The organism is Nitrospira sp. NS4 (assembly GCF_049546785.1).
Taxonomy (GTDB): domain Bacteria; phylum Nitrospirota; class Nitrospiria; order Nitrospirales; family Nitrospiraceae; genus Nitrospira_D.
This window is the reverse complement of sequence record NZ_JBMWAN010000002.1, coordinates 80,826-106,038: the sequence shown is the minus strand read 5'-3', so window position 1 is coordinate 106,038 and position 25,213 is coordinate 80,826. Positions and strand designations below refer to the sequence as shown.

General features: G+C 62.1%; 27 protein-coding genes. 16 read left to right on the top strand and 11 right to left on the bottom strand.

Translation table 11 applies throughout. The features are described 5' to 3' along the window. Positions 1-11 precede the first annotated feature (11 nt). Together ACO9S2_RS04865 and ACO9S2_RS04860 are read right to left on the bottom strand one after the other, a co-directional pair. Positions 12-2,645 (bottom strand): PKD domain-containing protein, encoded by a 2,634-nt coding sequence (locus ACO9S2_RS04865; protein ID WP_423720822.1) that lies wholly within the window; start codon positions 2,643-2,645, stop codon positions 12-14. A 245-nt stretch (positions 2,646-2,890) separates the two neighbouring features. Next, the gene (locus ACO9S2_RS04860) at positions 2,891-3,199 is read right to left on the bottom strand and encodes an RNA recognition motif domain-containing protein (protein WP_423720821.1); all 309 of its coding nucleotides are present in this window, start codon (positions 3,197-3,199) and stop codon (positions 2,891-2,893) included. Between the two features lie 822 nt (positions 3,200-4,021). Between ACO9S2_RS04860 and ACO9S2_RS04855 the strand changes: the two genes are divergently transcribed. The 6 genes from ACO9S2_RS04855 to ACO9S2_RS04830 all read left to right on the top strand — a co-directional run bounded on the left by ACO9S2_RS04855 (position 4,022) and on the right by ACO9S2_RS04830 (position 10,337). After that, positions 4,022-4,510: a DUF5069 domain-containing protein gene (locus ACO9S2_RS04855; RefSeq protein ID WP_423720820.1), complete on the top strand. Its 489-nt coding sequence runs from the start codon at positions 4,022-4,024 to the stop codon at positions 4,508-4,510. 367 nt (positions 4,511-4,877) lie between these two features. Further along, the gene (locus ACO9S2_RS04850; protein ID WP_423720819.1) at positions 4,878-5,561 is read left to right on the top strand and encodes a DUF3047 domain-containing protein; all 684 of its coding nucleotides are present in this window, start codon (positions 4,878-4,880) and stop codon (positions 5,559-5,561) included. Positions 5,562-6,007: 446 nt separating this feature from the next. Beyond that, positions 6,008-6,862, top strand: a complete 855-nt coding sequence (locus ACO9S2_RS04845) for a YihY/virulence factor BrkB family protein (protein ID WP_423720818.1) — start codon at positions 6,008-6,010, stop codon at positions 6,860-6,862. 209 nt (positions 6,863-7,071) lie between these two features. After that, positions 7,072-7,803, top strand: a complete 732-nt coding sequence (locus ACO9S2_RS04840) for an MBL fold metallo-hydrolase (protein ID WP_423720817.1) — start codon at positions 7,072-7,074, stop codon at positions 7,801-7,803. A gap of 151 nt (positions 7,804-7,954) precedes the next feature. After that, positions 7,955-9,427: a hypothetical protein gene (locus ACO9S2_RS04835; RefSeq protein ID WP_423720816.1), complete on the top strand. Its 1,473-nt coding sequence runs from the start codon at positions 7,955-7,957 to the stop codon at positions 9,425-9,427. 10 nt (positions 9,428-9,437) lie between these two features. Continuing rightward, positions 9,438-10,337 carry a hypothetical protein gene (locus ACO9S2_RS04830; protein WP_423720815.1) on the top strand — a complete coding sequence of 300 codons (900 nt, stop codon included), beginning with the start codon at positions 9,438-9,440 and terminating at the stop codon, positions 10,335-10,337. A 233-nt stretch (positions 10,338-10,570) separates the two neighbouring features. On the opposite strand, the gene ACO9S2_RS04825 is transcribed toward ACO9S2_RS04830, so the two are convergent. Further along, positions 10,571-10,897 (bottom strand): PilZ domain-containing protein, encoded by a 327-nt coding sequence (locus ACO9S2_RS04825; RefSeq protein ID WP_423720814.1) that lies wholly within the window; start codon positions 10,895-10,897, stop codon positions 10,571-10,573. A 366-nt stretch (positions 10,898-11,263) separates the two neighbouring features. Here ACO9S2_RS04825 and ACO9S2_RS04820 point away from each other — a divergent pair, with 366 nt between their 5' ends. The 4 genes from ACO9S2_RS04820 (at position 11,264) to ACO9S2_RS04805 (ending at position 14,814) form a co-directional block, all read left to right on the top strand. Then, a complete protein-coding gene (locus tag ACO9S2_RS04820) occupies positions 11,264-11,746 on the top strand; it encodes a hypothetical protein (protein WP_423720813.1) in 483 nt (160 codons plus the stop codon). A 296-nt stretch (positions 11,747-12,042) separates the two neighbouring features. Beyond that, the gene (locus ACO9S2_RS04815; protein WP_423720812.1) at positions 12,043-12,912 is read left to right on the top strand and encodes a hypothetical protein; all 870 of its coding nucleotides are present in this window, start codon (positions 12,043-12,045) and stop codon (positions 12,910-12,912) included. A gap of 13 nt (positions 12,913-12,925) precedes the next feature. Further along, positions 12,926-13,231, top strand: coding sequence for a hypothetical protein (locus ACO9S2_RS04810; RefSeq protein WP_423720811.1), 306 nt, complete (start codon positions 12,926-12,928; stop codon positions 13,229-13,231). Between the two features lie 131 nt (positions 13,232-13,362). After that, positions 13,363-14,814 (top strand): toll/interleukin-1 receptor domain-containing protein, encoded by a 1,452-nt coding sequence (locus ACO9S2_RS04805; protein WP_423720810.1) that lies wholly within the window; start codon positions 13,363-13,365, stop codon positions 14,812-14,814. A 66-nt stretch (positions 14,815-14,880) separates the two neighbouring features. Here the strand turns inward: ACO9S2_RS04805 and ACO9S2_RS04800 are convergent, their stop codons facing one another. Beyond that, a complete protein-coding gene (locus ACO9S2_RS04800; protein ID WP_423720809.1) occupies positions 14,881-15,171 on the bottom strand; it encodes a GIY-YIG nuclease family protein in 291 nt (96 codons plus the stop codon). An 81-nt stretch (positions 15,172-15,252) separates the two neighbouring features. After that, positions 15,253-16,452, bottom strand: a complete 1,200-nt coding sequence (locus ACO9S2_RS04795; protein WP_423720808.1) for a hypothetical protein — start codon at positions 16,450-16,452, stop codon at positions 15,253-15,255. A gap of 281 nt (positions 16,453-16,733) precedes the next feature. On the opposite strand from ACO9S2_RS04795, the gene ACO9S2_RS04790 reads away from it, so the two are divergent. Next, positions 16,734-17,048: a hypothetical protein gene (locus ACO9S2_RS04790; RefSeq protein WP_423720807.1), complete on the top strand. Its 315-nt coding sequence runs from the start codon at positions 16,734-16,736 to the stop codon at positions 17,046-17,048. 31 nt (positions 17,049-17,079) lie between these two features. Here ACO9S2_RS04790 and ACO9S2_RS04785 read toward each other — a convergent pair whose 3' ends face one another. Then, a complete protein-coding gene (locus ACO9S2_RS04785; protein ID WP_423720806.1) occupies positions 17,080-17,592 on the bottom strand; it encodes a dihydrofolate reductase family protein in 513 nt (170 codons plus the stop codon). A gap of 188 nt (positions 17,593-17,780) precedes the next feature. On the opposite strand from ACO9S2_RS04785, the gene ACO9S2_RS04780 reads away from it, so the two are divergent. From ACO9S2_RS04780 to ACO9S2_RS04770, 3 genes are all read left to right on the top strand, one after another. After that, complete coding sequence (locus tag ACO9S2_RS04780; protein WP_423720805.1) at positions 17,781-18,965, top strand: NnrS family protein; 1,185 nt, start codon at positions 17,781-17,783, stop codon at positions 18,963-18,965. 123 nt (positions 18,966-19,088) lie between these two features. After that, entirely contained in the window at positions 19,089-19,349 is a 261-nt protein-coding gene (locus tag ACO9S2_RS04775) for a DUF202 domain-containing protein (RefSeq protein ID WP_423720804.1), read from the top strand. A gap of 82 nt (positions 19,350-19,431) precedes the next feature. Further along, a complete protein-coding gene (locus ACO9S2_RS04770; RefSeq protein WP_423720803.1) occupies positions 19,432-19,791 on the top strand; it encodes a c-type cytochrome in 360 nt (119 codons plus the stop codon). A gap of 48 nt (positions 19,792-19,839) precedes the next feature. On the opposite strand, the gene ACO9S2_RS04765 is transcribed toward ACO9S2_RS04770, so the two are convergent. Both ACO9S2_RS04765 and ACO9S2_RS04760 read right to left on the bottom strand, forming a co-directional pair. After that, complete coding sequence (locus tag ACO9S2_RS04765) at positions 19,840-20,571, bottom strand: cytochrome-c peroxidase (RefSeq protein WP_423720802.1); 732 nt, start codon at positions 20,569-20,571, stop codon at positions 19,840-19,842. Then, on the bottom strand, positions 20,540-20,917 hold the full coding sequence (locus ACO9S2_RS04760) for a cytochrome c peroxidase (RefSeq protein ID WP_423720801.1): 378 nt from the start codon (positions 20,915-20,917) through the stop codon (positions 20,540-20,542). The genes ACO9S2_RS04765 and ACO9S2_RS04760 overlap by 32 nt, the downstream gene beginning before the upstream one ends. 252 nt (positions 20,918-21,169) lie before the next feature. Here ACO9S2_RS04760 and sugE point away from each other — a divergent pair, with 252 nt between their 5' ends. Further along, positions 21,170-21,484, top strand: coding sequence for a quaternary ammonium compound efflux SMR transporter SugE (gene sugE / locus ACO9S2_RS04755; protein ID WP_423720800.1), 315 nt, complete (start codon positions 21,170-21,172; stop codon positions 21,482-21,484). On the opposite strand, the gene ACO9S2_RS04750 is transcribed toward sugE, so the two are convergent. From ACO9S2_RS04750 to ACO9S2_RS04740, 3 genes are all read right to left on the bottom strand, one after another. Beyond that, the gene (locus ACO9S2_RS04750) at positions 21,481-22,098 is read right to left on the bottom strand and encodes a short chain dehydrogenase (RefSeq protein ID WP_423720799.1); all 618 of its coding nucleotides are present in this window, start codon (positions 22,096-22,098) and stop codon (positions 21,481-21,483) included. The two genes, sugE and ACO9S2_RS04750, sit on opposite strands and share 4 nt — an antisense overlap. A gap of 80 nt (positions 22,099-22,178) precedes the next feature. After that, the gene (locus tag ACO9S2_RS04745) at positions 22,179-23,582 is read right to left on the bottom strand and encodes a GAF domain-containing protein (RefSeq protein ID WP_423720798.1); all 1,404 of its coding nucleotides are present in this window, start codon (positions 23,580-23,582) and stop codon (positions 22,179-22,181) included. Between the two features lie 2 nt (positions 23,583-23,584). After that, complete coding sequence (locus tag ACO9S2_RS04740; protein WP_423720797.1) at positions 23,585-24,025, bottom strand: pyridoxamine 5'-phosphate oxidase family protein; 441 nt, start codon at positions 24,023-24,025, stop codon at positions 23,585-23,587. A gap of 192 nt (positions 24,026-24,217) precedes the next feature. Between ACO9S2_RS04740 and ACO9S2_RS04735 the strand changes: the two genes are divergently transcribed. Continuing rightward, positions 24,218-25,066 carry a hypothetical protein gene (locus tag ACO9S2_RS04735; protein ID WP_423720796.1) on the top strand — a complete coding sequence of 283 codons (849 nt, stop codon included), beginning with the start codon at positions 24,218-24,220 and terminating at the stop codon, positions 25,064-25,066. Positions 25,067-25,213: the final 147 nt, after the last annotated feature.

Genomic DNA, 25,213 nt, shown 5'->3' with positions numbered 1-25,213 from the left:
CGGGGGTGACATCACTGGGCGGTAATCGTCACGGTGGCCGGAGCGCTGTTGACGGTACCATCGTTGACGATCAGTTGGGCGATATAGTCGCCCGCTAGATCAGCCGTAAAAGACGGCAACACGCTCGTCGGATTTGCCAGGACGGCCGCGCTGCCAGCGGGCGCGGTAAGGGACCAGCTATAGGTCAAAGGATCACGGTTCGCATCGGTGCTGCCGCTGCCGTCCAGCGTCACCTGAGTTCCTGCTGGGACAGTCTGATTGGTGCCGGCATTTGCGACGGGGGCGATATTGCTGGTGCTAATCGTCACGGTATCCGGGGCGCTGCTGAGTGTGCCATCGCTGACGATGAGCTGGGCGATGTAGTTGCCGGCTCGATCAACAATAAAGGTCGGCGACACGGTCGTCGGATTCGCCAGGACAGCCCCACTCCCTGTTGGCGTGCTAGTGAGGGACCAGCTATAGGTGACCGGATCGCCGTTCGCGTCGGTGCTGCCGCTGCCGTTCAAGGTCACCGGCGTTCCTCCAAGGACGGCCTGATCAGGGCCGGCATTGGCAACCGGGGCGACATTGCTGGTGCTAATCGTCACGGTATCCGGGGCGCTGCTGAGCGTGCCATCGCTGACGATCAGTTGGGCGATGTAGTTGCCGGCTCGGTCAGCCGTAAAGGTCGGATGGGCACTCGTCGCATTCACCAGGACAGCCCCACTCCCGGCCGGCGTGCTAGTGAGGGACCAGCTATAGGTCAGCGGATCGCCGTTCGCGTCGGTGCTGCCGCTGCCGTTCAAGGTCACCGGCGTTCCTCCAAGGACGGCCTGATCAGGGCCGGCGTTGGCAACCGGGGCGACATTGCTGGTGCTAATCGTCACGGTATCCGGGGCGCTGCTGAGCGTGCCATCGCTGACGATCAGTTGGGCGATGTAGTTGCCGGCTCGATCAGCCGTAAAGGTCGGATGGGCACTCGTCGCATTCACCAGGACAGCCCCACTCCCGGCCGGCGTGCTAGTGAGGGACCAGCTATAGGTCAGCGGATCGCCGTTCGCGTCGGTGCTGCCGCTGCCGTTCAAGGTCACCGGCGTTCCTCCAAGGACGGCCTGATCAGGGCCGGCGTTGGCAACCGGGGCGACATTGCTGGTGCTAATCGTCACGGTATCCGGGGCGCTGCTGAGCGTGCCATCGCTGACGATCAGTTGAGCGATGTAGTTGCCGGCTCGATCAGCCGTAAAGCTCGGATGGGCACTCGTCGCATTCACCAGGACAGCCCCACTCCCGGCCGGCGTGCTAGTGAGGGACCAGCTATAGGTCAGCGGATCGCCGTTCGCGTCGGTGCTGCCGCTGCCGTTCAAGGTCACCAGCGTGCCACCCGCGACGGCCTGGTTGGGCCCGGCGTTGGCGACCGGGGCGACATTGCTGGTGGTAATCGTCACGGTGACGGGGGCGCTGTTGACTGTGCCATCGTTGACGATCAGTTGGACGATATAGTCGCCCGCTTGTCGATCAACGGTAAAGGTCGGGTGGACGGTGCCGGGGTTCGTGAGTACGACGGACCCACTGTTTGCGGGTTTTGAAAGTAGCGACCAGCTATAGGTCAGGGGATCGCCGTTCGCATCGGTGCTCTGGCTGCCGTCCAGGGTCACCAGAGTTCCCGGCAAGACGGTCCGGTTAGGACCGGCGTTCGCGACGGGCGCGACATTGCTGGTGCTAATCCTGACGGTGGCCGGGGCGCTATCGACGACGCCATCGTTGACGATCAGTTGGGCGATATAGTCGCCCGCTCGATCAACGGTAAAGGTCGGGTGGACGGTCGTCGCATTCGCCAGGACAGCCGCACTGCCGGTGGGGATTGAGAGCAGCGACCAGCTATAGGTCAGGGGATCGCGGTTCGCATCAGTGCTGCCGCTGCCGTCCAGAGTCACCAGAGTTCCCGGCAAGACGGTCCGGTTAGGGCCGGCGTTCGCGACGGGCGCGACATTGCTGGTGCTAATCGTCACCGTAGCCGGGCGGCTGTCGGTCGAGCCATCGTTGACGATCAGTTGGGCGATATAGTCGCCCAGTTGATCAACGGTAAAGGTCGGGTGGACGGTCGTCGCATTCGCCAGTGCCGCCGTGCTCCCGGCCGGCCTGGTGGTGAGGGACCATCTGTAGGTGATGGGATCGCCGTTCGAATCGCTGCTGCGGCTGCCATCCAGAGTCACCAGAGCATTTCTTATGACGGCCTGGTTGGGGCCGGCGTCCGCGACGGGGGCGACTTGGTTGGTGCTGATTTTCACCTGGGCCGGGTCGCTGTCGACAATACCATCGTTGACGATCAGTTGGACGATATAGTCGCCCGCTCGATCGACCGTAAAGGTCGGGGATACAGTGCCGGGGTTTGCAAGGACGGCCGCACTGCCCCCGGGTATTGAGAAAAACGTCCAGCTATAGGTGAGTGGTCTGCCGCTTGGACTGGTGCTCCTGCTGCCGTCCAAGGTCATGACGGTGCCGGGGGCAATGTTTCCTTGGTCCAGGCCGGCGTTGGCGACCGGGCCGCCTGGCGGGGGAAGTGCCGGTGTGGTTGCTGGCGGCGCATCCCCCCCCGGTACGCATCCGGCGAACACCGGGAGAATGAAAAGCGCCCACGCAATCAGTGCCACCCGTCCTCTTCTCATGCCGATCTCCTTCACTCCGGATTGGCAGCAATGTCAGAACCGCAGCCTGCAAGCAGGCGTGGTGTTTCTAGTCTCAGCGTGTACGTGAGAAACTCCTGCTTGTCCTGATCTTATCGGTGGTTGAGCAGAACCAGGCCACGGGCCTCCACCGCGCCCGTGCCGGGCGCGCCTTGAACCCGCGGCCTGGACGCCTTGTTTGTTCGACGAGGAGACGACAGTCGCTCATCAGACAAACAGTTCTTCAATCACCAGCCATCCCGCCTGCCGCCGAATCCGCCTCGTCCGCCACCGCCGCCCACACGCGACTCCTGGGGGCGTGCTTCATTAACCGTGAGGGTTCGTCCGCCCATTTGCGCCCCGTTGAGGGCCGTAATGGCCGCTTGTGCCTCAGAGTCCGAGGACATTTCGACAAAACCGAATCCCCTGGACTGCCCGGTGAACTTATCCGTGATGATCCGCGCTGACGCGACCGCGCCGTGTGGGGCAAACAAATCACTCAATTCCTGCTCGGTCGCGGAATAGGGCACCCCGCCAACATAAATCTTCGAACCCATCGTGGCTTTCTCCTTCGTTTCATGATGACAGTGTGATTGAAGAACATGGGAAGGCTCATTTTGCTACACAGAGCCGGTCTGTCCTCGACCGGTACGCATAATCTCTTGCGCGTGCCGCGCCGAAGAGCCTGTGAGGGTCTGAGTGGTCGTACGCCACGTGACGCGGCTCGTCATCGGTTGGGACTCTTTTTGAGCGGCGCGTGGAGAGCTGCTCATAGTCAGCGGCAAACATCTGATCTTTTTTGCGGAGAAGTTGCACTGTCGCACCGCTTTTCTCTTCACCAGGGTCGGCGGTGGGCCATTCTCCAGAGGCCGCAGACAGTGAAGCGTATAGGTAGCTGCAGTGCTGTGTACGATACAGAGGGAAGGCTGATCAATTGCCCTAAAGTATGTAGTGCTAATTCTACAGCGCAGCCGGTGTTCCGACGACAACCGGCGCGATTGCAACTCGCTTGTGCAGAGTGGTGGGCGAAGCACTGTTTCTCGCCTTGAGGAGGATCAAAATGGTTCGGGGATCTTTATTCACGAGGCTCTTCTGGATGCGAGAAGTCCGTCATGGCGACGGCGGAAGCGTTCCCGTCCGGAGATGGTATTGATGGTAATATCAAAGTTCAATCCGAGCACGCCACGTGCCGCCTGAGGTGGCCACCGTGGGAGCGAAGAGGGAGCACAGTCCTTGTTTGACCGTCGGCGGTGTCATTGTGTTCCTCTCTTGCTTGTTTCAGGGCTGTCATGGTGACGATCACCCGGAATCCTGTACGATCTCATCGTGCTCATTGACGAGCAGTGTGTTCCGCGGATTCTCATGAAAGGGTTGGGGGCATGACTGAGTTCAGTCCGCGTACCGCGCTTCGCTCGCCTCGGGCGATGTTGGATGGGTACATCATTCTTCCGCGTCTGATCGACAAGGTGCGTGCGTATGCGCAAGGAGTCCTCCCGGAGGTGTATCACCGGAATCTGCTTCGCCCCGGGGTGACGTTGGATGGCCGGTTTCTCGCATTGACAGGCTTGGACGGAGAGGCGCTCCGGCAGGTGGTACTGTCGAGCGCTGTTGATGAGCCTGTCATGCAGTGGATTGCCCGGTACGCCCGGCCGCATTCGGAGGAAGAGAAGCAGCGCTGGGCCTCCGAGGTGGACGGTTACCGTGCCTCCGGGCGTGTTCTGTTGTATCTGCAGGCCACCGCGCCGGAGCTGGCGGCGCGAGTCGATTTCTCCCGATTCAGCTTGCTCGATCTCATCGACATGGACGAAGGCCGCCTTCTGATACCCCCGTCCGATGAATCTGCCGGCGAACGCCACCTGAAATTCTGAGCCTTCAGTCCGTACCTGAGGAATCTGGGGACAAGGGGGGCTGGAGCCTTTGTTTGATCACCCCGTCCCAGCTACCGGAGCCCTGATCCCTGATCCCTAGTGTTCAAATGGCATTGGGAGCCTTGTTTCTCTCGCCCGCCAGCGAGCCGCCTACAATTTCGACCACTCCCTCCAAGTCACGTGTCCCGGCCTCCCGGTTGTCCGCCAGCACTCCCTGCTCCGCAGGGATAACCACCCTTGTTGACAGGAATATCCCCGTTCATTTTAATCTGGCCCTGTCGCGGGTGAGAGGAGCCGTGACAGGCGGGAGTGGTTCGCGCGCACATGACGGTTGATCTCATATGGATGGCGCGATAGCTGAGGCCTTATGACGAGACGATGTTCTCCCAAAACCGTCGTGGCAATCCCCTTCTATCTTGCCATCCTGATAGGGACGGTGGGTGTCGGATCCCTGTATGCCGGAGAAGAAGTCATCATCCTGGGCAAAGGGAAGACGCAGGCGCTTGAGGAGTGGGACAAACCGGTCCACTTCGGGACGGGCATCTGGAGCGTGGTGGATGACGCGGGGGATCAGGCCATCAAGTTGCGGACCGAATCGTCTTCGTTCGCCTTGGAGAAAAGCATCACGGTGGATTTGAGACAGACGCCGTATCTCGAATGGGAGTGGCAGGTGACGGTCCCGCCGGCCGGAGGAAATTTTTCTTCTCCCGACACAGATGACCAGGCCGCTCAGTTGCTCGTCGTCTTTCCCAAGGCGTTCTTCGAGCGGCGAAAAGTCATCAGCTACATCTGGGACCCGACTGCGCCGCAAGGGACCATCGGGGCTGCCGCCGGTCCGATTTACCTGAATGTGAAGGCCATTGTAGTCGAATCAGGCGCAGGCCGGATCGGCAAGTGGGTAAAGGAAAAGCGCAATGTCGCCGAAGACTTTCGGGCGCTTTTCGGGGAAATTCCCGAACGCGCTGTCGCCGTCCGCATGCAGATCAACAGTCAGCATACAAAATCCGTCGCCGAAGTATTCTGGAGGACGATCCGGTTCACGGCCGAGTGAGATCCGGCCATGAACGCCGCATTCATAGCCTTCTGTGTGAGCCACCTGCTCTGCCGATCGACTCATCGACACTAATTGCCGAAGCCCTGGCGTAACGGTCTCTCTTCCTTTCCCCGGATTGTCCCATGACATTGTTTCAGCGCCTGCGTTGGTGCCATTGATGCCGATCGGGCAGTCGTCATCGAAGCGCCCCGTCTTCGCTCGGCGGTTTTGTTTTCGTCGTCAACGCGGTCTCTCTGATTTGTTGTCCCTGGCTTCTGCTTGACACTGTTCCGTTCACGGCCTAGCCTTTCATCATTCTCTCGCGCCGGATCCTAAACAGGGGGGTAGGGGGGACGTTCGTCCGGGAAGAGGGGCTTTCTTGGCGCCACCGGGATGGGAAGGGTGCATTGGTCAAAGCATCGGGCGGTCGGCTGGAAGCGCACGGCATGTCATTCGAGTGAAGCATGGCGATGGAGAGAGTCGGGAGACTGCTGACGGTGACCGTCACGAAGTGGTGGGGCGATAATCCCTGGCGGTTGAGCGCCGCCTTGTCATATTACACCCTCTTTTCCCTTGCTCCTCTGTTGACGATTGCTATCGGCATTGCGGCTGTCGTGGCGGATGAGGATGTTGTGCAGGAGGAACTGCGTGGCCAGTTTGAGGGTCTGATTGGCGCACCCGGAGCCGAGGCCCTGGCCAACATGCTGCACAGCGCCGGCCACCCGGTACACGGGACCATCGCGACGCTCGTCAGTCTGGTCACCCTCCTCGTCGTCTCCATGGGCATGTTTAGCGAACTGCAGAGCGCGTTGAACCTCATCTGGAGGATCCCGGGAAAAGGCAGCTTCGCTGTCTGGCGGGCAGTCAGAACCCGGCTGTTCTCGTTTATGCTCGTGATCTGCACCGGCTTTCTTCTGCTCGTCTCCCTGATCATGAACGCTCTTCTCTCTGCGGTGGGGAAATTCATCCACCGGGCGGTGCCCTGGCCTCAGATCATCATGACCGTCGTGGATCTCACGGCTTCGCCGGTCGTGATCACCGTGCTTTTCGCGATGATGTTCAAGCTGCTGCCGGAAGGGCATATCGCCTGGCGGGACGTCTGGTTCGGAGCGATCGCCACCGCCGCGCTCTTCGCGTTCGGGAAATGGGCGATCGGTCTCTACGTCGGTCGCGCGGCCATGGTGTCGATGTATGGCGCCGCCTCTTCACTGATGGCGATCCTGATCTGGGTGTACTACTCCGCCTTGATTTTCTTTTTGGGAGCGGAGTTTACGTATGTCTATGCGCATGAGTACGGCTCGCGCCGGACTCATCAGTGAGGCGTCACATTCCGCTGCATTTCGACCAGCGGTCGGGCAGGCCCCGGCCTGTTTACCGGTCCCCGCCAGGGATCCGGGACCAGCCCCGGACCGGATAGGGTGCCGGGTCTCGCCCTCTCCTCCGCCGACGCATCGCGTTGACTCCTTGGCGCGCCGGCGCGTAGTCTGCCACTCTGCGTTTTCACCTTCCCTCACCCCCGGAGGCTGCTATGACCACCGTCTCAGAAATCGCGCCGGACTTGTTCAGGATTTCGACGTTCGTCCCGGATTTCAATCTGCAATTCAATCAGTTTCTGCTGCGCGACGAAGAGCCGCTGCTGTTCCACACCGGCCCGCGCGGGATGTTTGCCGCGGTGCGGGACGCCGTGGCGACGGTGCTCGATCCGGCCACGGTCAAATGGATCGCGTTCAGCCATGTTGAGGCGGATGAGTGCGGCAGTTTGCGGGAGTGGCAGCAGCTCGCGCCGAATGCGACGGCTGTCTGCAGTCTGGTGGGCAAGCTGGTGAGCGTCGACGATTGCATGGCGGTGCGGCCCGCGTTGGGAATGAACGACGGGGAGGTGCTGAGCACCGGCAAGTATCGCTTCCGGTTTCTCCACACGCCGCATGTGCCGCATTGCTGGGAGGCGGGGCTGCTCTTCGAGGAGACGCAGGGGACGCTGTTGTGTTCGGATCTGCTTCACCAGAGCGGCGATGTCGAGCCGTCCACGCAGGCGGATGTGTTGGAGCGGTGCCGGCAGGTGCTCGTGGAGTATCAGCAGGGGCCGCTGGCCAACTATCTGCCCTATTCGACGTTGACGGAGCCGACGCTCCAGCGGCTGGCGGCACTGCAGCCGAAGACCCTGGCGACGATGCACGGCTCGGCCTTCGTCGGCGACGGCGCTCGCGCGCTTCGTGACCTGGCTGTCGTGCTCAAAGAGGTGCTGGGCCCGCAGTCATAGTCTCCGTTCTTCGTGCGCCGCGCCGGTTCGCCCGCAATACGCGCCATCCCCTCGTCCTCCGTTGACAAGGCCTCTTGTGAAGACTAGCCTATCGCCGGTTCGGCTCTGCGTGATGACGGGCGTCGATCGGCGGAGGTGAGGGCGGCGAGAGATGGACATCAGGCTGTATCCCAGGCCGGTTCCCACCAGTGCGGCACACCCGACCGCTGGGGATCGTTTGCAGGTGTGGATCGGTGTGTCCGGAGTGGCCGCGCCGCCGCCGGTCCGATGGTGGTTGAACGGGAACCCTGTCGCGCCGAGTCCTGTTGTCGCCCTTGATTCTGTTCGTTCACCCGGGGTCGTTCCATCTGCCGCGTCACGGGCTTTTACCGGCGTGTATGAGTTTACGGGCCTCCGACCGGAGAGCCTGTACCGGGTCAGGGTTGAATCGGGCGGTCGGGAGGCATCGCTTGAGATGCGGACCTTGCCGGATCAGCTCTCCACGGATGCGAACCACCCGTTTCACGTGCTGCTCGTCTCCTGTTACTACCAGCCGGAAGATCGCAACGAGCTTGTCAGTGCGGTCGTCGGCCAGCTGAAAGGCGCGCTCAGGCCCCATCTGACGCTGCTGCTCGGAGACCAGGTCTATCTGGATCTTCCCACCCTCACCGATTATAAGGACGACACGGCGTGGCTGGCTGCGTGGTTCGAACGGGACTACGTGCGAAACTGGCACGGGCCCGGCGGCCTGGGCGCCGTCCTCTCGTCGGCTCCCTGCATCAGCATTCCCGATGATCACGAGTATTGGAACAATGCGCCCCATTACAGCCCCGTGGTGGGGAACTCCCTGTCGGCCGAGGGGCGGCAGCGGTGGCGCGCGGCGGCGGAAATGTTGTATCGAGGCTTCCAGCTTCCGGCTTCCCTGGAATTCGGCGATTCGTTCATCCTGGACATTCCGCCGCTCTCGTTCTTTTTGGCGGATTCCCGGAGCCGGCGTTCCGAGGATCGCAGCCAGGCGATGACCCCGGAAGCCAGACAGGCGCTGAAGGAGTGGTGCGATCGCGTGGCGCGCGAAGAGTTGTTCGGCATCTTCGCCACGGGCCAGTCGCTCTACGATGAACAGGTGGGAAGTCTGACGGGCCGCGTTGCGGATTATGCGCTGGCCAACTATGGAGACTATCCGGAAATCGTTCGTCTGCTCACATCGATTCCGGATCGCGGGCAGCCGATCCTCTGCCTGACGGGAGACGTGCATTGGGGGCGGGTCACGAAAGGTGTCGACGTCAAGACCGGGCAGGGGGCTCTGTACGAAGTCATTTCGTCTCCCAGCGCGCTGGTGAGCTCGGTCGGACTCGACCAGTTCAAGAAGGTCGGGGGATTTTTGGGCGGTCTCTTTGGCAAGCCCGATCCGTGGCCGCGGCACGCACCTCCGGCCAAGCCGCCGGACTTTCTTGCCATGCCGGTTCGTCATAAGCAGTATCGATCAGCCGAGCTGCGCGGCCAGCCGGGTGATCAAGTGGTGCTGTTGTCATTCATGCGCGCAGGGTACGGGGTTGACGTGCGTGTGACGTACTATCCGATCCATGAGGATGCGCGGGTGCGTCAGCCGATTGCCGTGGGACCGCTGCAGCTGCGTTCTTTATGAGGAGGGGCCTATGCTTCCGATCGCTTCGTCGAAGACCAAGAGTGCCTGGGACGGTGTGGGGCCGTTGTCAGGCCCGGCCGGTGAAGACAACCTGGCCTGGCTGAGACGGGCGACTCTGGCGCTGACATCACAATGCGGCGACGCATTGAACTCGCAAGAGCTGGTGCGCCTTGTGTTAGTGGGAGGGACCGATCCTGTTTCGTTCCGGCTTCGGGTCGCGCAGGCCCACATACGGCATGATTTGACCCCGAGCAGCTGGTCGCACGTCGTGCTGATCCATCCGGACCCGTCGCGGCGCGTCTACGAAATCTCATTGGAGCCGCGAGGCGGATTCCGATATCCGGTTCCGACGAACGGGCTGCAGCTCGGGACGATTGAGCACTATCGCGATCGTGCGGCGTATCCGAACATTGCGCTCCTCGGTATTCCGAGCGGCGATACGCTGGTATGGGCGAAGATCCGCCGGGCCGTTCATCAGTTTCAAAAGCAGCGGACGTTGTTGGACGCCATGGAGTTGATTGTCCGGTGGCTGGGTTTTGTGTGGGGGGCCGGGCGCGCCGGCAATCCTCTATTGGAAGGATACGGGATTCCATCGTCGGCCATGTTGGAAATCGTCTTCAGCGCGCTCGGGCATGATTTGACTCCCGGGCTGGAAAGCCGGTCCAGCTGCCCTGAAGCCATCTGGCAGGCGGTCAAGTGGTGGCATGAGTACTACGGGAAAGAGGGCAGAAATCAGCCGCGCTGTCTCCACCGGGTAGACCATCAGCTTGTTCCAGCGGCCGGCGAAGGAAGAAGGTCAGAAGGGCCGACCCGTCCGCAAGCCAGGGCCTCCAGGTCTCTTCAGTCCGCAAGGTCTCCGGCATCGACCAGAAAGTCGGCCCGGGCAAGGAAGCCGGGCAGTTCCTCTTGAGGGGCAGGAGGAGAGAGCCGCCTATGATGAAGGAAGCGTCTCAGGAAGGGGCTGTGTCTACCGGGTTTTCCTCCGGGCGCGCTACCTGGCGGAGCTCTTCCCGCCCCTTGTCTCGCAACGGATTCGCGCGCGCCGGTCCTTTTTCGGCCGTTCATCCGCTGAGCGAACACCAACCGTCGCAGAGATGGCGCGAATCCTCCTTGGATCAGGAAGCCCTTGCAAGCGGTCTTGCATCACGTTCCAGGCCCCAGCTCCGCTTCGGTCTCGCGGATCAGGTCATGCAGTTGTTGCTGGTATTCCGGGGCCATGCGAATAAACTCCATGCCGAATTCCTGACCCTGCGACCAGCGGACGACAGCGAGGGCCACCTGCAGAGGAGTCGGATACCGGGGCACGTCGATGAGCGCTCCTATAAAATCTCCCTTTTCGACCGCGACGGGACTGCGGGCCTTGCATCCGACCGACGACAGGTCCAATACGACACCCTGTGCGCTAATCTTGTCTCCCGAAAACGATCCGGCATATTCGACACGGTAACGGGGATGCTTGCGTTGCTCCATCGGCATGTCTCCCTTTCTGAAAAACCCCTCCCGGAAAACCAGGCTATATCCTGGAATAGGCTCAGCCGCAAGAGTGCAGTTGGCCCTATGGGGATAGGGGTAGTTGGATTGCGGCAAGACAATTAAGGAGGACTACGTGATGGCGTTGAGGAAGCCGGCGGAGCCGCGATGGTTGCGGGAGGACAACACGATACATGCTTCGCCGGTGGGGACGGGTCTCCCCATCAAGATGGAGACACGCCGGTCTGGACCAGATCAGGACCAAAAAAGTAGAATAGCCTCCGGTTCTTTCCCATCCGATCATGAGGGCAGCGGGCCGAATGGACTGATCAGGGGAACATGCGGCATCCGCTCTGGGAGGTGACCATGACACGATTGCACTGGGTGGGACTTGCCTCCTTACTGCTGGCCGGTTGCGCCTGGACGGGGAATGCGGATCTGGCCCGCGACCGGACGATGGAGCAGATCCGCGTCGGAGAGACGACGATGCAGCAGGTTGCCGACCTTCTGGGGGACCCGGAGAGCCGGCGGACGATCGAGATGGGCGGGTGGACCAGAGAATGGTGGTCCTACAGCTATGCCACGGCCGTGATCAATCCGCTGGATTACCTCTTGTTGTACGGACTCTGGTTCAACGGCATCGGGCTGTACGATACACGCTATGATGTCGGGGTGTTCTTCGATCAGCGGGGCATTGTGAGCACGGTCTCGAGGCTGACGACGGACTACGACATGGGCCGGCCCTTCACCTCGGCGGAGGTCTCCAGCGTCGCGAACAAAACGATCGGCTTTCCTGAGGCTGCGAAGCGGTCCGTTCAGTTTGAAGACCGGATGGAGGATCGGTATTGAGCGGGCGGCTGCGACGAAGGCCGCCGGCGCGGCCGATGCACTGAGCCTGTCTCTGATAGAGATGCAGGAGAGCAGCGCTCATCCCGATTGCCTCATGAATGCCAGTAAAGTGTGAAGTTCTCCGTTGACATTGTCCGGCACGAGCACTAGCCTTACCCTCGATGTGGGGCCCGGGCTGGCTCTTCATTGCAATCCGGCCGCGAGAGGACGCCATGATGGATCGTCCGGCATGGGCGTCTCGCGTGTGGGTCGCTCAAGGCTCGTTTCTCAATTCCCAATTGCCCAGGAGGCAGTCTATGTGGATCCGGTCGTCATGCCTGATATTCGCCCTCTTCCTGTCGGGATGCGGTCTGACGCAGGTGCAGAAAGATTCGATCAGCCAGTTCAGCCGCTCCTCCGCGTCCTTCGGCGACACGGTCACCACCCAGTTGATCGATGCGCGCAGCACGGTGATGGACTTGAACACGTCGGTGCTCACCCTCACGCCCCAGCGCATCAAGGATCGGGACAAGATCGACGGCGCCTTGCCGCCTGACCGTATCAGCGCCAGGATCCGGGCGGCCGAGACGCTTCAATCCTACGCGGACCTCTTGTTGGCGCTCGTGGAGGACACGCAACAGGCGGAACTTGCCGCCGCCTCCGCGAAATTCAAGGAAAGCATCCGGGGGCTCGATCCGGACAGCCGCAAACTGAGCGAGGAGCAACTGACCGGTGTGGGGGAATTGGTCGAGGATATCGGGGGGCTCATCGTCGAATACAAGAAGAAAAAGGCGATCGAGGCCATCGTTCCCGAAGCCGATGCGCAGGTGCAGAGGATCGCGGACCTCTTCGCCTCGGAGTTCAACACAGACGGGCCGGTCGCGAAATACGTCAATGCGATGGGGTTGCTGGCGGTGACGGCGGCCGATTCCGTGCTCGACGATACGAACGCCACGGTGCAGGACCGGATTCCGGCCGTCGAGGCGAATCGCAAGGGGATTGAGACGAAACGGAAGACGGACGCGATCTATCCCGGCCTGGCCGCCGCCGCGGCTCAGTTGAAAGCCGCACACGGGGACATCGTCAAGGGGGTCAAGGAGAACAAGATTACCCTGGCCCGGCTGAACGAGCTGACGAAGACGGTGAAGGAGCTGGCCGCGCACACCCGGCTCATGCTGAAACATTAGGAGGAGAGGCATTATGGCGACGATCAATGAGGCGCTCTGGGAATTACGCGAGACGTACCGGGCTGAGCCGAACGCCGAGCGGCGGCAGCAGCTCCAGGACGAATATGACCGGGCGCTGTCGGCCGTGCTGGAGATGGCCGATAAGGATATCGGCGACAACACGGCCCTGTTCGAGAAAGCCGTCGAGGGGCTGGACAAGTCCATCGCCTCGGTGCAGCAGGCTAAGCGCCAGATCGGTGACGTCGCCAAGGCGATCAAGAATCTGGCGAAGGCGGTCGATGCCGTCGTGAAGGTGGCGGCAAAGGTCGCGGCTGTCTGACCGCGCGGAGAAGGCCTTCACTGAACCACGTGATCGGCGCCCCTTCCGCAAGCGTGGCGGTGATGCAGCCGGGTTGGTCATTCGATGAGGGGTGGTATGGCACGCTCTGAACCAGTCTCGGGCTGCCGCGCATGAAGATCTTTCTCTGCTATCCCTCCGTGGAACGTCCCGCTGCGGACAGCATTCGCCTCGCCCTGGTCGCTGAGGGGCATGAGGTGTTCTTCGATCGCAGCGATTTGCCGCCCGGTGGCGAATACCATGCCCGTATCAACGGCGCGATCGAATCCAGCGACTTGTTCATCTTCCTGGTTTCGCCGGAGTCTCTGGCAAAAGGCCGGTATACCCTGAGCGAACTGGACATTGCCCAGGCCCGATGGACGCATCCGGCCGGACACGTGCTCCCTGTCCTTGTGCAACCGACTCCCATCAAAGATCTTCCTGCCTACCTGCGCGCGGTCACTCTGCTTGAGCCGAACGGAGATGTGGCGGCCGATGTGGCCCGCGCGGTCCGGCAGCTCTCCTCCTCAGGGCCGAGGACAAGATGGCTGATCGGGGCGGGGATGGTGCTGGCGGTGGCTGGCGCCTGTGCGTTTGTGTTTGTCTCCCTGCGGGAGTCCGCTCAAGAAATAGCCGCGCTGCTCGCTGTGGGGCGCACGCAGGAGGAGGCTCACGACTATGCCGGCGCCTGGAACACATACGATCAGGCGCTGCAACGGGTTGACGGGCGCCCGCTGACACGATGGTTCGACCGGAAGGTTGCGGCGGACGTCGCCAATGCGCGTACCGATGCGGCCATGCGGTGGCTGGGGGACGTTCATAAGCCCTCAGAGAAAAAGTGGGCGGACATCGTGGATCCGCTCTTGCCGGCCTTGGATGCCGCCGCCGCTGTGGCTGAGGGGCCGCGCAAGGCCGATATCCTTGCTCATCGCGGCTGGGCGGACTTTCTTCGCACGCGTGACGGGCGCGCCGATCTGAACCCGGCGGTCTACTATCAGCGTGCCATCGATCTCGATCCTGCCAACGCCTATGCCCATGCCATGTGGGGCCACTGGATTCTCTGGTCCGGCGGGACCCTGCCCGATGCGGATGGCCATTTCCGGCAAGCGCTCGCGGGAGGCGAGCATCGGTCTTATGTCCGGCGCACGCAGTTTTCGGCCCTCCAGAATCGTCAAGGCGACGAGAGCGCTCTTGCGCAACTGCGTGCGGCGAACGACATGCGCCGGGCGCAGGAAGTCCTCGATGCCTCCTTCCGCCGACGTCTCTTTTCAGTCTTCGACTCCAAGTTGAGGCCGCCCCGCGACCCGAAAGAATTTTTAGCGCAGGTGACGTCAGTGGTTCCGGCCGGCGACCTGGTGGCCACCTATCTGTGGCTGTTCGACGACCGGGAGTTCCCTTTCCCGGACCAGCGAGGGGCCCCGTATTATCTGGCGTTGTTGCAGGAGGCGGCGGGGGATGATGCCGCGGCTGTGAAGACGCTACAGGCCTTCCGCGCCACGCTCACGCCGAACGATAGGAGTTTTCGCGAGGGCGCGGATCGAGCCCTCGTACGATTGAGCAAGGCGGCTCCCGTTCGGCCGAAATGAGTTCAACCCCGAGAGGGTGAGCGTGAGGCGCTGACCCTCTCTGCCTGTGCCGGGTTCTCTTCTCTGCTAGCGGAGGCGCTGAGTGGCGTTCTTCTCAGGACGCTCATTTGAGGAGCGTGCGGCGATCAGCGTGAGTTTGTCCGTGCGGTTCAGGGATTTGATTGCGGCCTCTCGTTTCAGCGCCGCGCTCCTGCTGTCGTGCTCTTCGGTGTAGCGCAGCCGCGACGGCCTGCGCGTCTTCGTGTACTTGGCTCCTGTGCCCTTGTTGTGCTCCTCCAGCCGCCGCTCCAGATCGTTGGTGATGCCGGTGTAGAGGCTCTTGTCTTTGCACTCCAGGATGTAGACGACCCACTTCATGCGGGCTTTTCCGGGGCGGCCGGCTGCTTGCGGTGAGGGTATGCGTGGGCAATGGTCATAGGAGGGGCTGCTGTCGCAGGATCACTTCGCGATGGTGATGCTGGGGACTCCGACGCGAGGCACCTCGGTCACGGTCATTTGGAACAACAGGTACAACAATTGGAACGCTTCCCGGTTCCAGCGGGCCAGTGGCCCGGTAGTGTTTACGGCGTAATATTTTCCGTGGGATTGAATCGACAGGTCGGCTTCCGAGGGAGCACCATCTGACAGCAGGAGTTCCATGGTGTGGACGGGGTTTTCGTAGAATGCTGGTGTCCGTGGATCTTGCTCGACGTGGTATTCAGGGTCTTCTCCAAGCGACCGACCCAGAAAGTTGAGGATGGTATTGAAGCTCCGCAGCCGGAAGTCTCCCTTGAGAGGGTAGTCCCCTCCGACGTGCCCCGGGCGGATGTCGAAGGACACATCGTTGAGTTGCCCTTCCTCCGTTTCGTCGATCAACCGGGCCCGTTCTTCGGGTGAGAGCGTGTCGGGGTCATAGTTGGTGATGACAATTCGTCCCGTGATTTGTTTTCGAAGAGTGTAGGTGTTGTCTTTCTGGCTGTAGGTCACGAGATACTCTTTTTGTAAAGCCTGGAAGCCTTCGGCTGTGACGGCGTTGGCGGGAATCGTCCAGGTCCGATTGTAGACGAGCGGTTCGGCATAAAGCTGGTTCGCGTCCTGAATAGCCGAGATGTGCGTCACCACGCGACGGAACATCTCGTAGCCTGTCTGATCTGCCGGCGTATTGCGGTAGGCGACTTCTTGGCCATTCTGCTTGATCCGCAGTTCCTGCGCCATCAGCCTGAGCATCAGATCGATGTCGTACCGCTGCCTGAGGAGGAGGATGAACTTGGTTTCCTGGAAGGGGGTCAAAAGCCGCTTCGTGAACTCTTCCCCTTCGATCGGCACGATGCTGAATGTGGGGTTTTCCGCGACGCTGCCGCCGAAGATCGGCATGAGCGCCTTGCTGGCCTCTCCTGTGAGTGCCGGTGTGGCGCCGGCGCTGACACGGAAATCGAACGTCGCGGCGATATTCGACACGCCGGTGAAGTGGATAGGCTGATGCTGATGGGCGCGGGCGATGTTGATGAGCAGTTGCCTGGAGATGGCATCCGTGACCGAATCATCATAGGCCGTCACAGCCCGATTCAGCGTGATGGGAGAAAGGCAGCCGCTCACGGCCAGGCTGCATACGAGGCCCGCCAGGGTGAATCGCGTGCGGGACGTTGAGCGTGGTCCCATCCTCATGAACATACCTTCGAACGAGTCGATAGTGCTGTGACGGATTTGTAGCATAACCGGTGCGAGATGCCTAGCCGATCGCATGAGGGGGGCTCTCAGGCGGCAGCGGGCGCACGGTTGACGCGGCAGGCTATCGCCCGGACGGGAGCATGGAGAGAGTCTGCTGTTACGATCGGCCGGTTCGACCGATCCTTTTGAGGAGGGCCTGAGGCGATTTCAGACTACCCGATTGACAAAGGGCCACGGCTCTTCGTAGCCTAAATCCCGTAGGAGGTGTCATCATGCCAATTCTTCTCGCTTTGTTCCTCGTCTTTGCCGTGGTCACCCAAACAGAAGCTCTGGAAGGTTCTCCTGCTACTGAAGCCGCGGTGGTCAAAGGCGACGTGATGTATTGGGAAGGTGATGAGCTGGTGGTGAAGGAGATCTCCGGCCGTGAAGCCCGCCTGCGCGTGACCGCCGACACAAAAATCGTGGGGGTGGTGAGCCGACTAAAAACCGGGGACAAGATCGCTGCGCAGGTCGGCGGCGACGGTCATGCGCTTTCCATCACCTTGCAGATTCCCGACAGCGGAGCCACAGTGCCAGGGGTCCGCTAGCCAGCGGCTCGCGTGCCGGCGGTGCTGTCGATCAGCGGGTGCGGCGGTAGGTCAGCTGCACGAGGCCGGTACTGAATGTGTCTGCCGTGATGAGCTGAAACTGTGTCTTGGGAAGGCCGCGAGGAAACAGCGGCACGCCGTCTCCGAGCAGGAGGGGATGGACGGAGACAATCAGTTCATCGAGCAGATCCTGTCTGACCGCTTCTCCCACCAATGCGTGTCCGCCCACAAGCCAGATCGTTTTTCCTGCCTGTCGTTTGAGACCCCGTAACAATTCCGCGATGTCGCCGGACACGAAGGTGGCGTGATCGTCCCTGCCGTGCCTCGTGCGCGACCAGACGTAGTTGGGCATGTCCGGATAGGGATAGTCGCCGAACGTGAGGCAGAGGTCGTATGTCTTTCGCCCCATGACGACGGTATCCACGCCGGCGATGAATGGCCGGTAGCCGTAGTCCTGATCGGTGAAGAGCCAGTCGATCTCTCCGTCGGGCCCGGCGATGTATCCGTCCAGGGTTGTGGCGATGAAGCAGCTCAATGGACGCATCGGTGAGGATTGTACCGGCTGCCGCCGCCAAAGTGAATGCGACGCCATGCGTTGTTCCCGCGACGGGCAGTCGTTGACAGGGCCGTAGGCAAAACGTAGCCTGGCACGAGTGTCGTTTCGTCAGGCGGTGTGACCGTGTCGATGCCGTGCCATGGTTCTGTGCACCATGGTGAGAACAGCGGGGAGCTATGACTGATCAGCAGAATGAGGGCTCCGGCTATCGCGGACCGGCGCTGTTTTCGTACGGCTTCCGGCCGTTCTTTCTCGGGGCGGCGCTGTTTGCCGGTGTGGCGGTTCCTGTCTGGATTCTGATGCTGGCCGGCGTCAGCGACCCGGCTCTTCTTTTCCCTGCGCGGGATTGGCACGTGCATGAGATGGTCTTCGGCTTCCTACCCGCGGTGATTACGGGTTTCCTGCTCACGGCCATTCCCAACTGGACCGACCGTCCGCCGATCAGGGGCCTTGAATTGATGCTCCTCTTCACGGTCTGGCTGGCCGGACGTGTGGTCATCGCCGTCACCTGGTTTTCCCCCCTCCTGGCCGCCATTGTGGACGCCTCGTTTCTTGTGGCGGTCGCAGGATTCGTCTGGAGAGAACTGGCCGCAGGGAAGAGCTGGTCCCAGGCCCCGATCGGAGGGGTGATCAGCCTCTATGCCGGCGCTAATATTTTCTTTCATGTTCTGGTTGTGAGCGGCGCCGCGACGGATCTTCCCGAACGCATGGCGATCGCGCTGGTCATGGTGCTGGTGTCGCTGATCGGCGGCCGCGTCATCCCCAACTTTACCGGTGAGTTTCTGGCCCAGCAGGGGAGAACCGAACAGCCCGCCCCGTTTTCCCGCTTCGATGGTCTGTCGCTCCTGCTCGTGGGCATGGCCGTGACAGCCTGGACCGTTCAGCCGCAGGCGCCCACGACGGGCTGGTTGCTGGTCATGGCCGGGCTGGCCAGCCTGGGTCGTCTCTCCCGCTGGTATGGCTGGATGACGTGGCGTGAGCCGCTGGTGCTGGTCCTCCACCTGGGTTATGGCTGGCTGGTCCTGGCCCTGCTGGTCCTGGGGAGTTCGATCATCGGGATAGGCTTGCCGCCGACGGATGCGGTCCACGCGTTCACGGCCGGCGCCGTGGGTGTTATGACGCTGGGGGTGATGACCCGCGCGAGCCTGGGCCACACGGGCCGCGCCCGCCATGCCGGGCCTTTCACGGTCCTGATGTATGCCCTCGTGACGGTCGGCGCCCTGTTGCGGGTGGTCGGGCCGACGACCGGCCTTCCGGCGAATCTCATGCTCGGATTGGCGGCTGCCTGCTGGAGCGGCGGGTATCTGTTGTTCGCCTTGGTCTACGGCCCCTTTCTGCTGCGCCCTGCTCTCGATGAGTGAGGTGCCGGCACGGAAGGTCCGGTGCCTGGCTGTTCGCGCTGCTTGTATGCCACGAGGCTCCTCCTGACAGTTGAGCTTCATCAGGTGATGGGCTATGGTTCGGCGGGAATCGGGAGATCTCTCATGCCTGAGCGGACGGATACACTGGTGCGGGATCGGCTGGCCCGGCAGCGGACCGAGCTGGCGAATGAGCGTACGTTGCTGTCGTATGTCAGAACCGCGCTGGGATTTTTCGCCGTCGGCATTCCGGCTGTCTGGTGGCTGGAAGGAGTCGTCATCCAGACACTGGGTGTGGTGTCGCTGGTCATGGGGGCGGTATTCCTGGCGGTCGGGGTCCGGCGGTTCCTCACGATCAAAGCGGGGATCGATCGACAACCGGACTAGTTGCGCGGGCGCTTGATTCGCCTCATCCAAGACAGGGGTCAGATGGCACGCGCCGGTATGAGCACCGGAGGGAGGATAGACCATGGGGAAGCGCTGGTTGTTCTGGATCGCAACGGCCGCATGTGTGGGCGGTGTTTTCTTCGGAGTGACGGGTGAGGGACAGGCCGAACCCAAGGCTGAACGCGGCGATGCGGCGCGGGGCAAGACGCTGTTCGCAAGGAACTGCGCCGGCTGTCACGGGCCTGAAGGAGGAGGGGACGGGTATCGCCTGTTGGGGCCGGATCCGGCGAATCTCACGTCACCGTCGACCAGGCAGAAGTCCGATGCCGAGCTGCTCAAGACGATCCACGACGGCAAACCGAACATGCCGGCCTGGAAGGGGAACCTCTCGGAGAAACAGAGCCGGGATGTGCTGGCCTACGTGCGAACCCTGGCGAAGTGACTCGACACGAGCGGCATCGCGCCACCCCGGGACAGGTTGAGCCCGGGTTTACTTGGGCAACTTGGGCATCTGGAACTTGATCGGTTCTCCCGCCAGCGCTTTGAGAAAGGCCACGAGGTCGGTCTTTTCCTCAGGCGTCAGGTTGAGGGGTTTCATAAGCGCGCTCAGATTCTGGCTTGATCCGCCCCCCTCACTCAGGAAATCCACCACCTCTTCGAGGGTCTTGAACGCGCCGTCGTGCATGTACGGAGCCGTTTCCGTGATGCTTCGCAACGTCGGGGTCTTGAAGGCGCCTTTGTCCTTCTCTGCCCTGGTGACGTTATACCTTCCCTGGTCCTCTTTCGCCGGGCCGACTTGCGGCACGCCCAGGTTATGGAACTGGTTGTCCGTGAAGTTCGATCCGCTGTGGCAGAGGATGCAGCGCGCTTTGCCCTTGAACAGGGCCATGCCTCTCACGGCGGCCTCATCCATGGCCTTCTGGTCTCCGAGGACATATTTGTCGAAGGCGGAATTCGTCGAAATGACCGTCCGCTCATAGGCCGCGATGGCGTTGGCGAGATCCTGGAGATTCACGTCCGATCCAAAGACGGCCCGGAACTGCTGTTGATAGCCTTTGACTTTGCCGAGCTTGCGCACCACGTTTTCGTGGGTTTCGCCCATCTCGATCGGATTGTGAATCGGACCGATGGCTTGCTCTTCCAGCGAGCGGGCCCGTCCGTCCCAGAACTGAAGGTGGTTGAAGGCGGTGTTATAGACCGTCGGCGCCTGGCGTCCGCCCACACCGCCGTTGATCCCAATGGAGGTCTGCCGCGGGTCGGCGAATCCGGTTGCCGGGATTGTGGCAGAAGGCGCAGGAGATCGCCCCGTTCTTGGAGAGGCGGCCGTCGAAGTAAAGCTGCTTGCCCAACTCGATTTTGGCCGTGTAATTCAGATTCGTGGAAGGCGTGGGCGTCGAGGTCGGCAGCGGTCCGATGTCCGGCACGGTCACGCCGTCGATGGTCACGGTTCCGTGAGGGGCATGGCCGGACGGCGAGGCGTGAGCCGATTGGAGCAGCGGCGAGAGCGCCGTGGCACTGATCAACCCGAGTAATCCGATACAGCCTGCTGATATCAGTCTGATTCGCAAGATGGTTTCCCTCCTGGATAAGGCCGGTTGCGCGGAGGATAGCATAGGCGCAGGCTGTTCGGCAGCTTCGCGGGGGAAGGTCGTCAGCTCGAGGCGACGAGGCGGTCGGGATGTTGTGAGATCCGGCGGTCATTGACTATCCTATCGGCTACGCCGAGAATCGTCCGCTGGTAAAGTTCCCTGAGTAGAGACCGGATTCCGGCTCGCAGTGACGGCCGGGAAGAGATGAATCGTGCGCACATGAGGTGATCTGTGGCCTGGTATTATCTGCTGGTGGCGGGGTTGTTCGAGGTTGTCTGGGCCGTCGGGTTGAAGTACACGGAAGGATTTTCACGTCCGTGGCCCAGCGCCGGGACCGTGCTGGCGATGATCGCCAGTTTCTATTGCCTCGCGGAGGCCCTCAAGACCATTCCCGTCGGAACCGGCTATGCCGTCTGGACCGGCATCGGCGCGGCCGGCACGGCGCTCTTCGGCATCATCTTGTTCGGGGAATCGACGGCCGTCCCAAGGCTGGTCTCAATCGCCTTGATCCTGTTCGGCATTGTCGGACTTAAAATCAGTTCCTAGCCTCGCGGACCGGCGGCGAATGTGCGCGGGTCGATGGTTTGTCCTGTTGCGGTGCCTTCTACGCCGGCGCGATAGGCTTGGGCGACGGTGGCGGCAGGCAGGCCGAGCGATGGGTCCATCTTCCGCGCAATCAAGGTCTCGGTGACCCAGGGCGGGCTTACGACGTTGATGCGAATCCCGCGCGGCAGTTCCAATGCGGCGGCGCGAGCGAAGCCTTCGAGCCCCGCATTGACCATGCTGATTGACGCGCTGCCCTTCATAGGTTCACGGCTGAGGACGCCGCTGGTGAGCGTGAAGGAGCCGTTGTCGTGGACATACTGCCGGCCGATGCGCACGAGGTTAACCTGTCCCATGAGTTTGTTGGACAGCCCAATCTGATAGTCGGCATCCTTCAGCTCGTCCAGGCTCCCGAACGCGGCCCGGCCTGCCGCGCACACGAGCGCATCAAAGGGGCCGACGGCGCGAAACAATTGCGTGATGGACTCCGTTGACGCGAGGTCCACGCGGATCGCTCCCTGCGTATTTCCGACGCTGACGACGTCATGCCGCGCGGACAACGCCGCAACCACTGCGGATCCGATCGTTCCCGTTGCTCCCACCACAATGATACGCATGCTTCCTTCTCCCATGTGTAAGCCTTCTCCGTCACCCCTCTGCGGCCCTCTGCCAGACTAGGCACTGGCACAAGCAGGAATCAAGATGGGCGGGGCTCCCCCTTTTTTTCGGCGAGCTCGATCGGCACCTCCGCTTCCAGCGCAAACCGGCCCCGACCCCGGGGGACGAGCCGGACATCCGGGCATTTCTGTTCCATCCGCTTCCGCAAGAGAATCAACCGCGTTTCCAGATTGTCCTTGATTTCCGGCAGGCCGAGCCAGGCATCCATCCGGAGTTCGCGGTTGGTGAACTCGGACCGCCCTTCGTCCCGGTGCTGGGTGAGCAGCCGCCAGAGGATGCGGCCCGGCACATTGCGAACGAGATATTCTCCGTCCACGAATACACAATCGTCGGCATGAAAGAAGCAGAAGTGCCTGGTGCGCGGTGTGCTGCCGGTCATGCGAGGCGGCTTGGTCTGTGCGGGAGCGGCTGGGGAGGCTTCTTCCGACTCGCGGCCCAACTGTTCGATGCCGGCGGCCAGCTGTCCGGCGATGATCGTCAGCATGGTGTCTTCCCTGGGCATGAAGGCGAGTGGGTCGGGGCTTTCGACGGCGAGGACTCCGATCACCCGCCCGCGCGTCATCAGCGGCACGGCGATCTGGCTCGCGGCTCCGGGCAGGCCGGGGAGCGGGATTTCCCGGCACAGGGCCTCCGCCCCGGCCACGGCTTCAGCCCGGTCGCGGACGGCGCGCGCGTACCGGAGGCTGTGATCGATCGCCGATAGGCGGAGGGCGCGCCGCGCCCGCGCGACCATGCCGATCAGGCCTTCTCCAAAGCCCACCTCGGATCCCACCCCGTTCTCGGGATACCCGCGGCTTGCAATCGTAAAGAGTTTGTCGTGCCGGTCATCCGCCAGCAGGATGATGGCGTGCCGAAAGCCGAGCCGCTCGTCGAGCAACTGGAGTGCGGTCTCCAGCAAGTCTCCCAGCAATTCAGACCGGGTCAACCTTTCGCCGATGAGCCGCAATAACACCAGGTCTTCATCGACGAAGACGCGCGAGGGGCATTCCGAGGGCGGCGGCGTCGGCAGCCGGGTAAAGCCCTCCACCCGTTCGATGCCCAGGATCTCGTACACGTCGGCGGCCAGCAGGCGGAACACATCGGTCATGCCGGAGTACGACGCGATGGCTTGCAGTTGCAGCGACATCGCGTCGTACAGGGGGCCGGAGGATTCGGCATGGTCGAATCGCAGCCGCAGCCGGTAGGCCTGTAACGTGCGCGGGTCGAGCATCATGGCGCAGGCCAACGGATTCTCGCGGACGTTCCGGTGCGTTTTGTTGAAGAACTGATGCGAGATCGCGATGTGTCTGGCATCGACGTAAGAGATCTGACTGATGAACGTGATGTTGGGGGTGCCGTCCGGCGCGCAGGTGCTCAAGGCGGCGGGGATCATCCCTTGGAGGCAGGGCCAGAGGTCTTCGATGCGGAGGAGGCCGGTTTCCATGGTCAGATCTTTTCGCCGGTCCCGGGGCCTGGGGTCTGCTGAAACACGTCGGTCACGTCGATCTCGACGGCCAGCGCCGGTTCCGTGATCCAGGCTTCGCCCACCTCAGCCTGCACGCCGATGGCGACGATCTCTTCCACGAACTCGCGGTGCCAGTGCCTGCTGCGCTCCCGGTCGCGCTGATCGGCGGGCCGGATGGCGCGCAGGCGGCCCTTGAGTTGGCAGGCCACGTGGTCGGTCGGCCTCGTGCAGCTGATGGCGACCTGGCCGTTCTCCCGCAAGTTCCTGAGCGTTTGCCGGGAAATGGCTTCTGTCAGGAAGATCGTGACGGTGCGGCGATCCTTTTCGAGATGAATGCCCCAGGCTCTCGTGCATTCGGGCATGAGATCCGCATCGCGCGTGCCGACCACAACGGATACGCCGGTCTGCAGCAGATCGACCATGGCTGGAGGAATCATGGCAAGTGACCGATTCGCCGGAATTAAGAAAGAATTAGGACAACGATAGCATATTCTTAGGAATTGCCGCTCGTCCTCTCGTGCTAGAGTCCGTCCGTCGAGGGGTGATGGCCGCCTCCCGGAAAGGAGGCTTTCCAATGACCTATAGCGGTTTTGTTACGACGGAAGGAGGTTCCCATGTCACAGAGGTTGCTTCAAGCAATGACGGTGTCGGGTGTGCTGCTCGCGTCTGCGTTTCCGTGGGGCGAGGCCGGCGCGGCGGCGGGTTCCGGTTCCGGCGGCGATGCGGTCGTCTTCGTGGCGCAGGATTACGGGTTCACCGGTCCTGACCGCATTCCGGCCGGGATGACCACAGTGCAGGTCCGGAACGAGGGGAAAGAACCACACCATGTGCAGATCCTGCAGCTCACAGAAGGAAAGACGGCGGCGGATTTCCAGGCGGCGATGAAGGCGGATCCGGCTCATCCGCCGCAGTGGGCGAAGTTCGTCGGGGGACCGAACGCCGTTCTGCCGGGGAGCGATGCAACGTCCATGATGCAGCTCACGGCGGGCAATTACCTGTTGCTCTGCCTGATCCCGGATCAGAAGGGCGTGCCGCACGTGGCGTTGGGCATGGCAAAGCCATTGACGGTCACGCCCTCAGCGAGAACCGTCTCCACTCAACCGGCCGCTGACCTGTCGATCACCACGACCGACTTTGCGTTTGCGCTGTCTCAGCCGATGAGGGCCGGAGCCCACACCATTCACGTGATGAATGCCGGGGGGCAGCAGCATGAAGTCGTCGTCGTGAAGCTGGATCCCGGCAAGACAGCGAAGGATTTCGGCGAGGCCTTCGAGCCAGGCGCGTCCGGCCCGCCGCCGGGGCGCCCTTTGGGAGGGATCGTTGGGTTGGAGCGTGGCGGCAGCGGATTTTTCACCGGCAACTTCGAGCCGGGCCGGTACGGGCTGATCTGTTTCTTCCCGGACCATCAGACCGGCGCGCCGCACTTTGCGAAGGGCATGACGCTGGATTTCACGGTTCGATAAACGACCGCTGCCGAGGAGCGACTGCACCGCTTCGCGGCAGCCCTGTCTTCCTTAACGCACCCTCTCTCCGGGCATCGTATCCTCCCAGGTCTGACATCGTTCGGGCTGCCAGTTCTGCCATCGCGCGGAAGCCAGATCCTCATGACC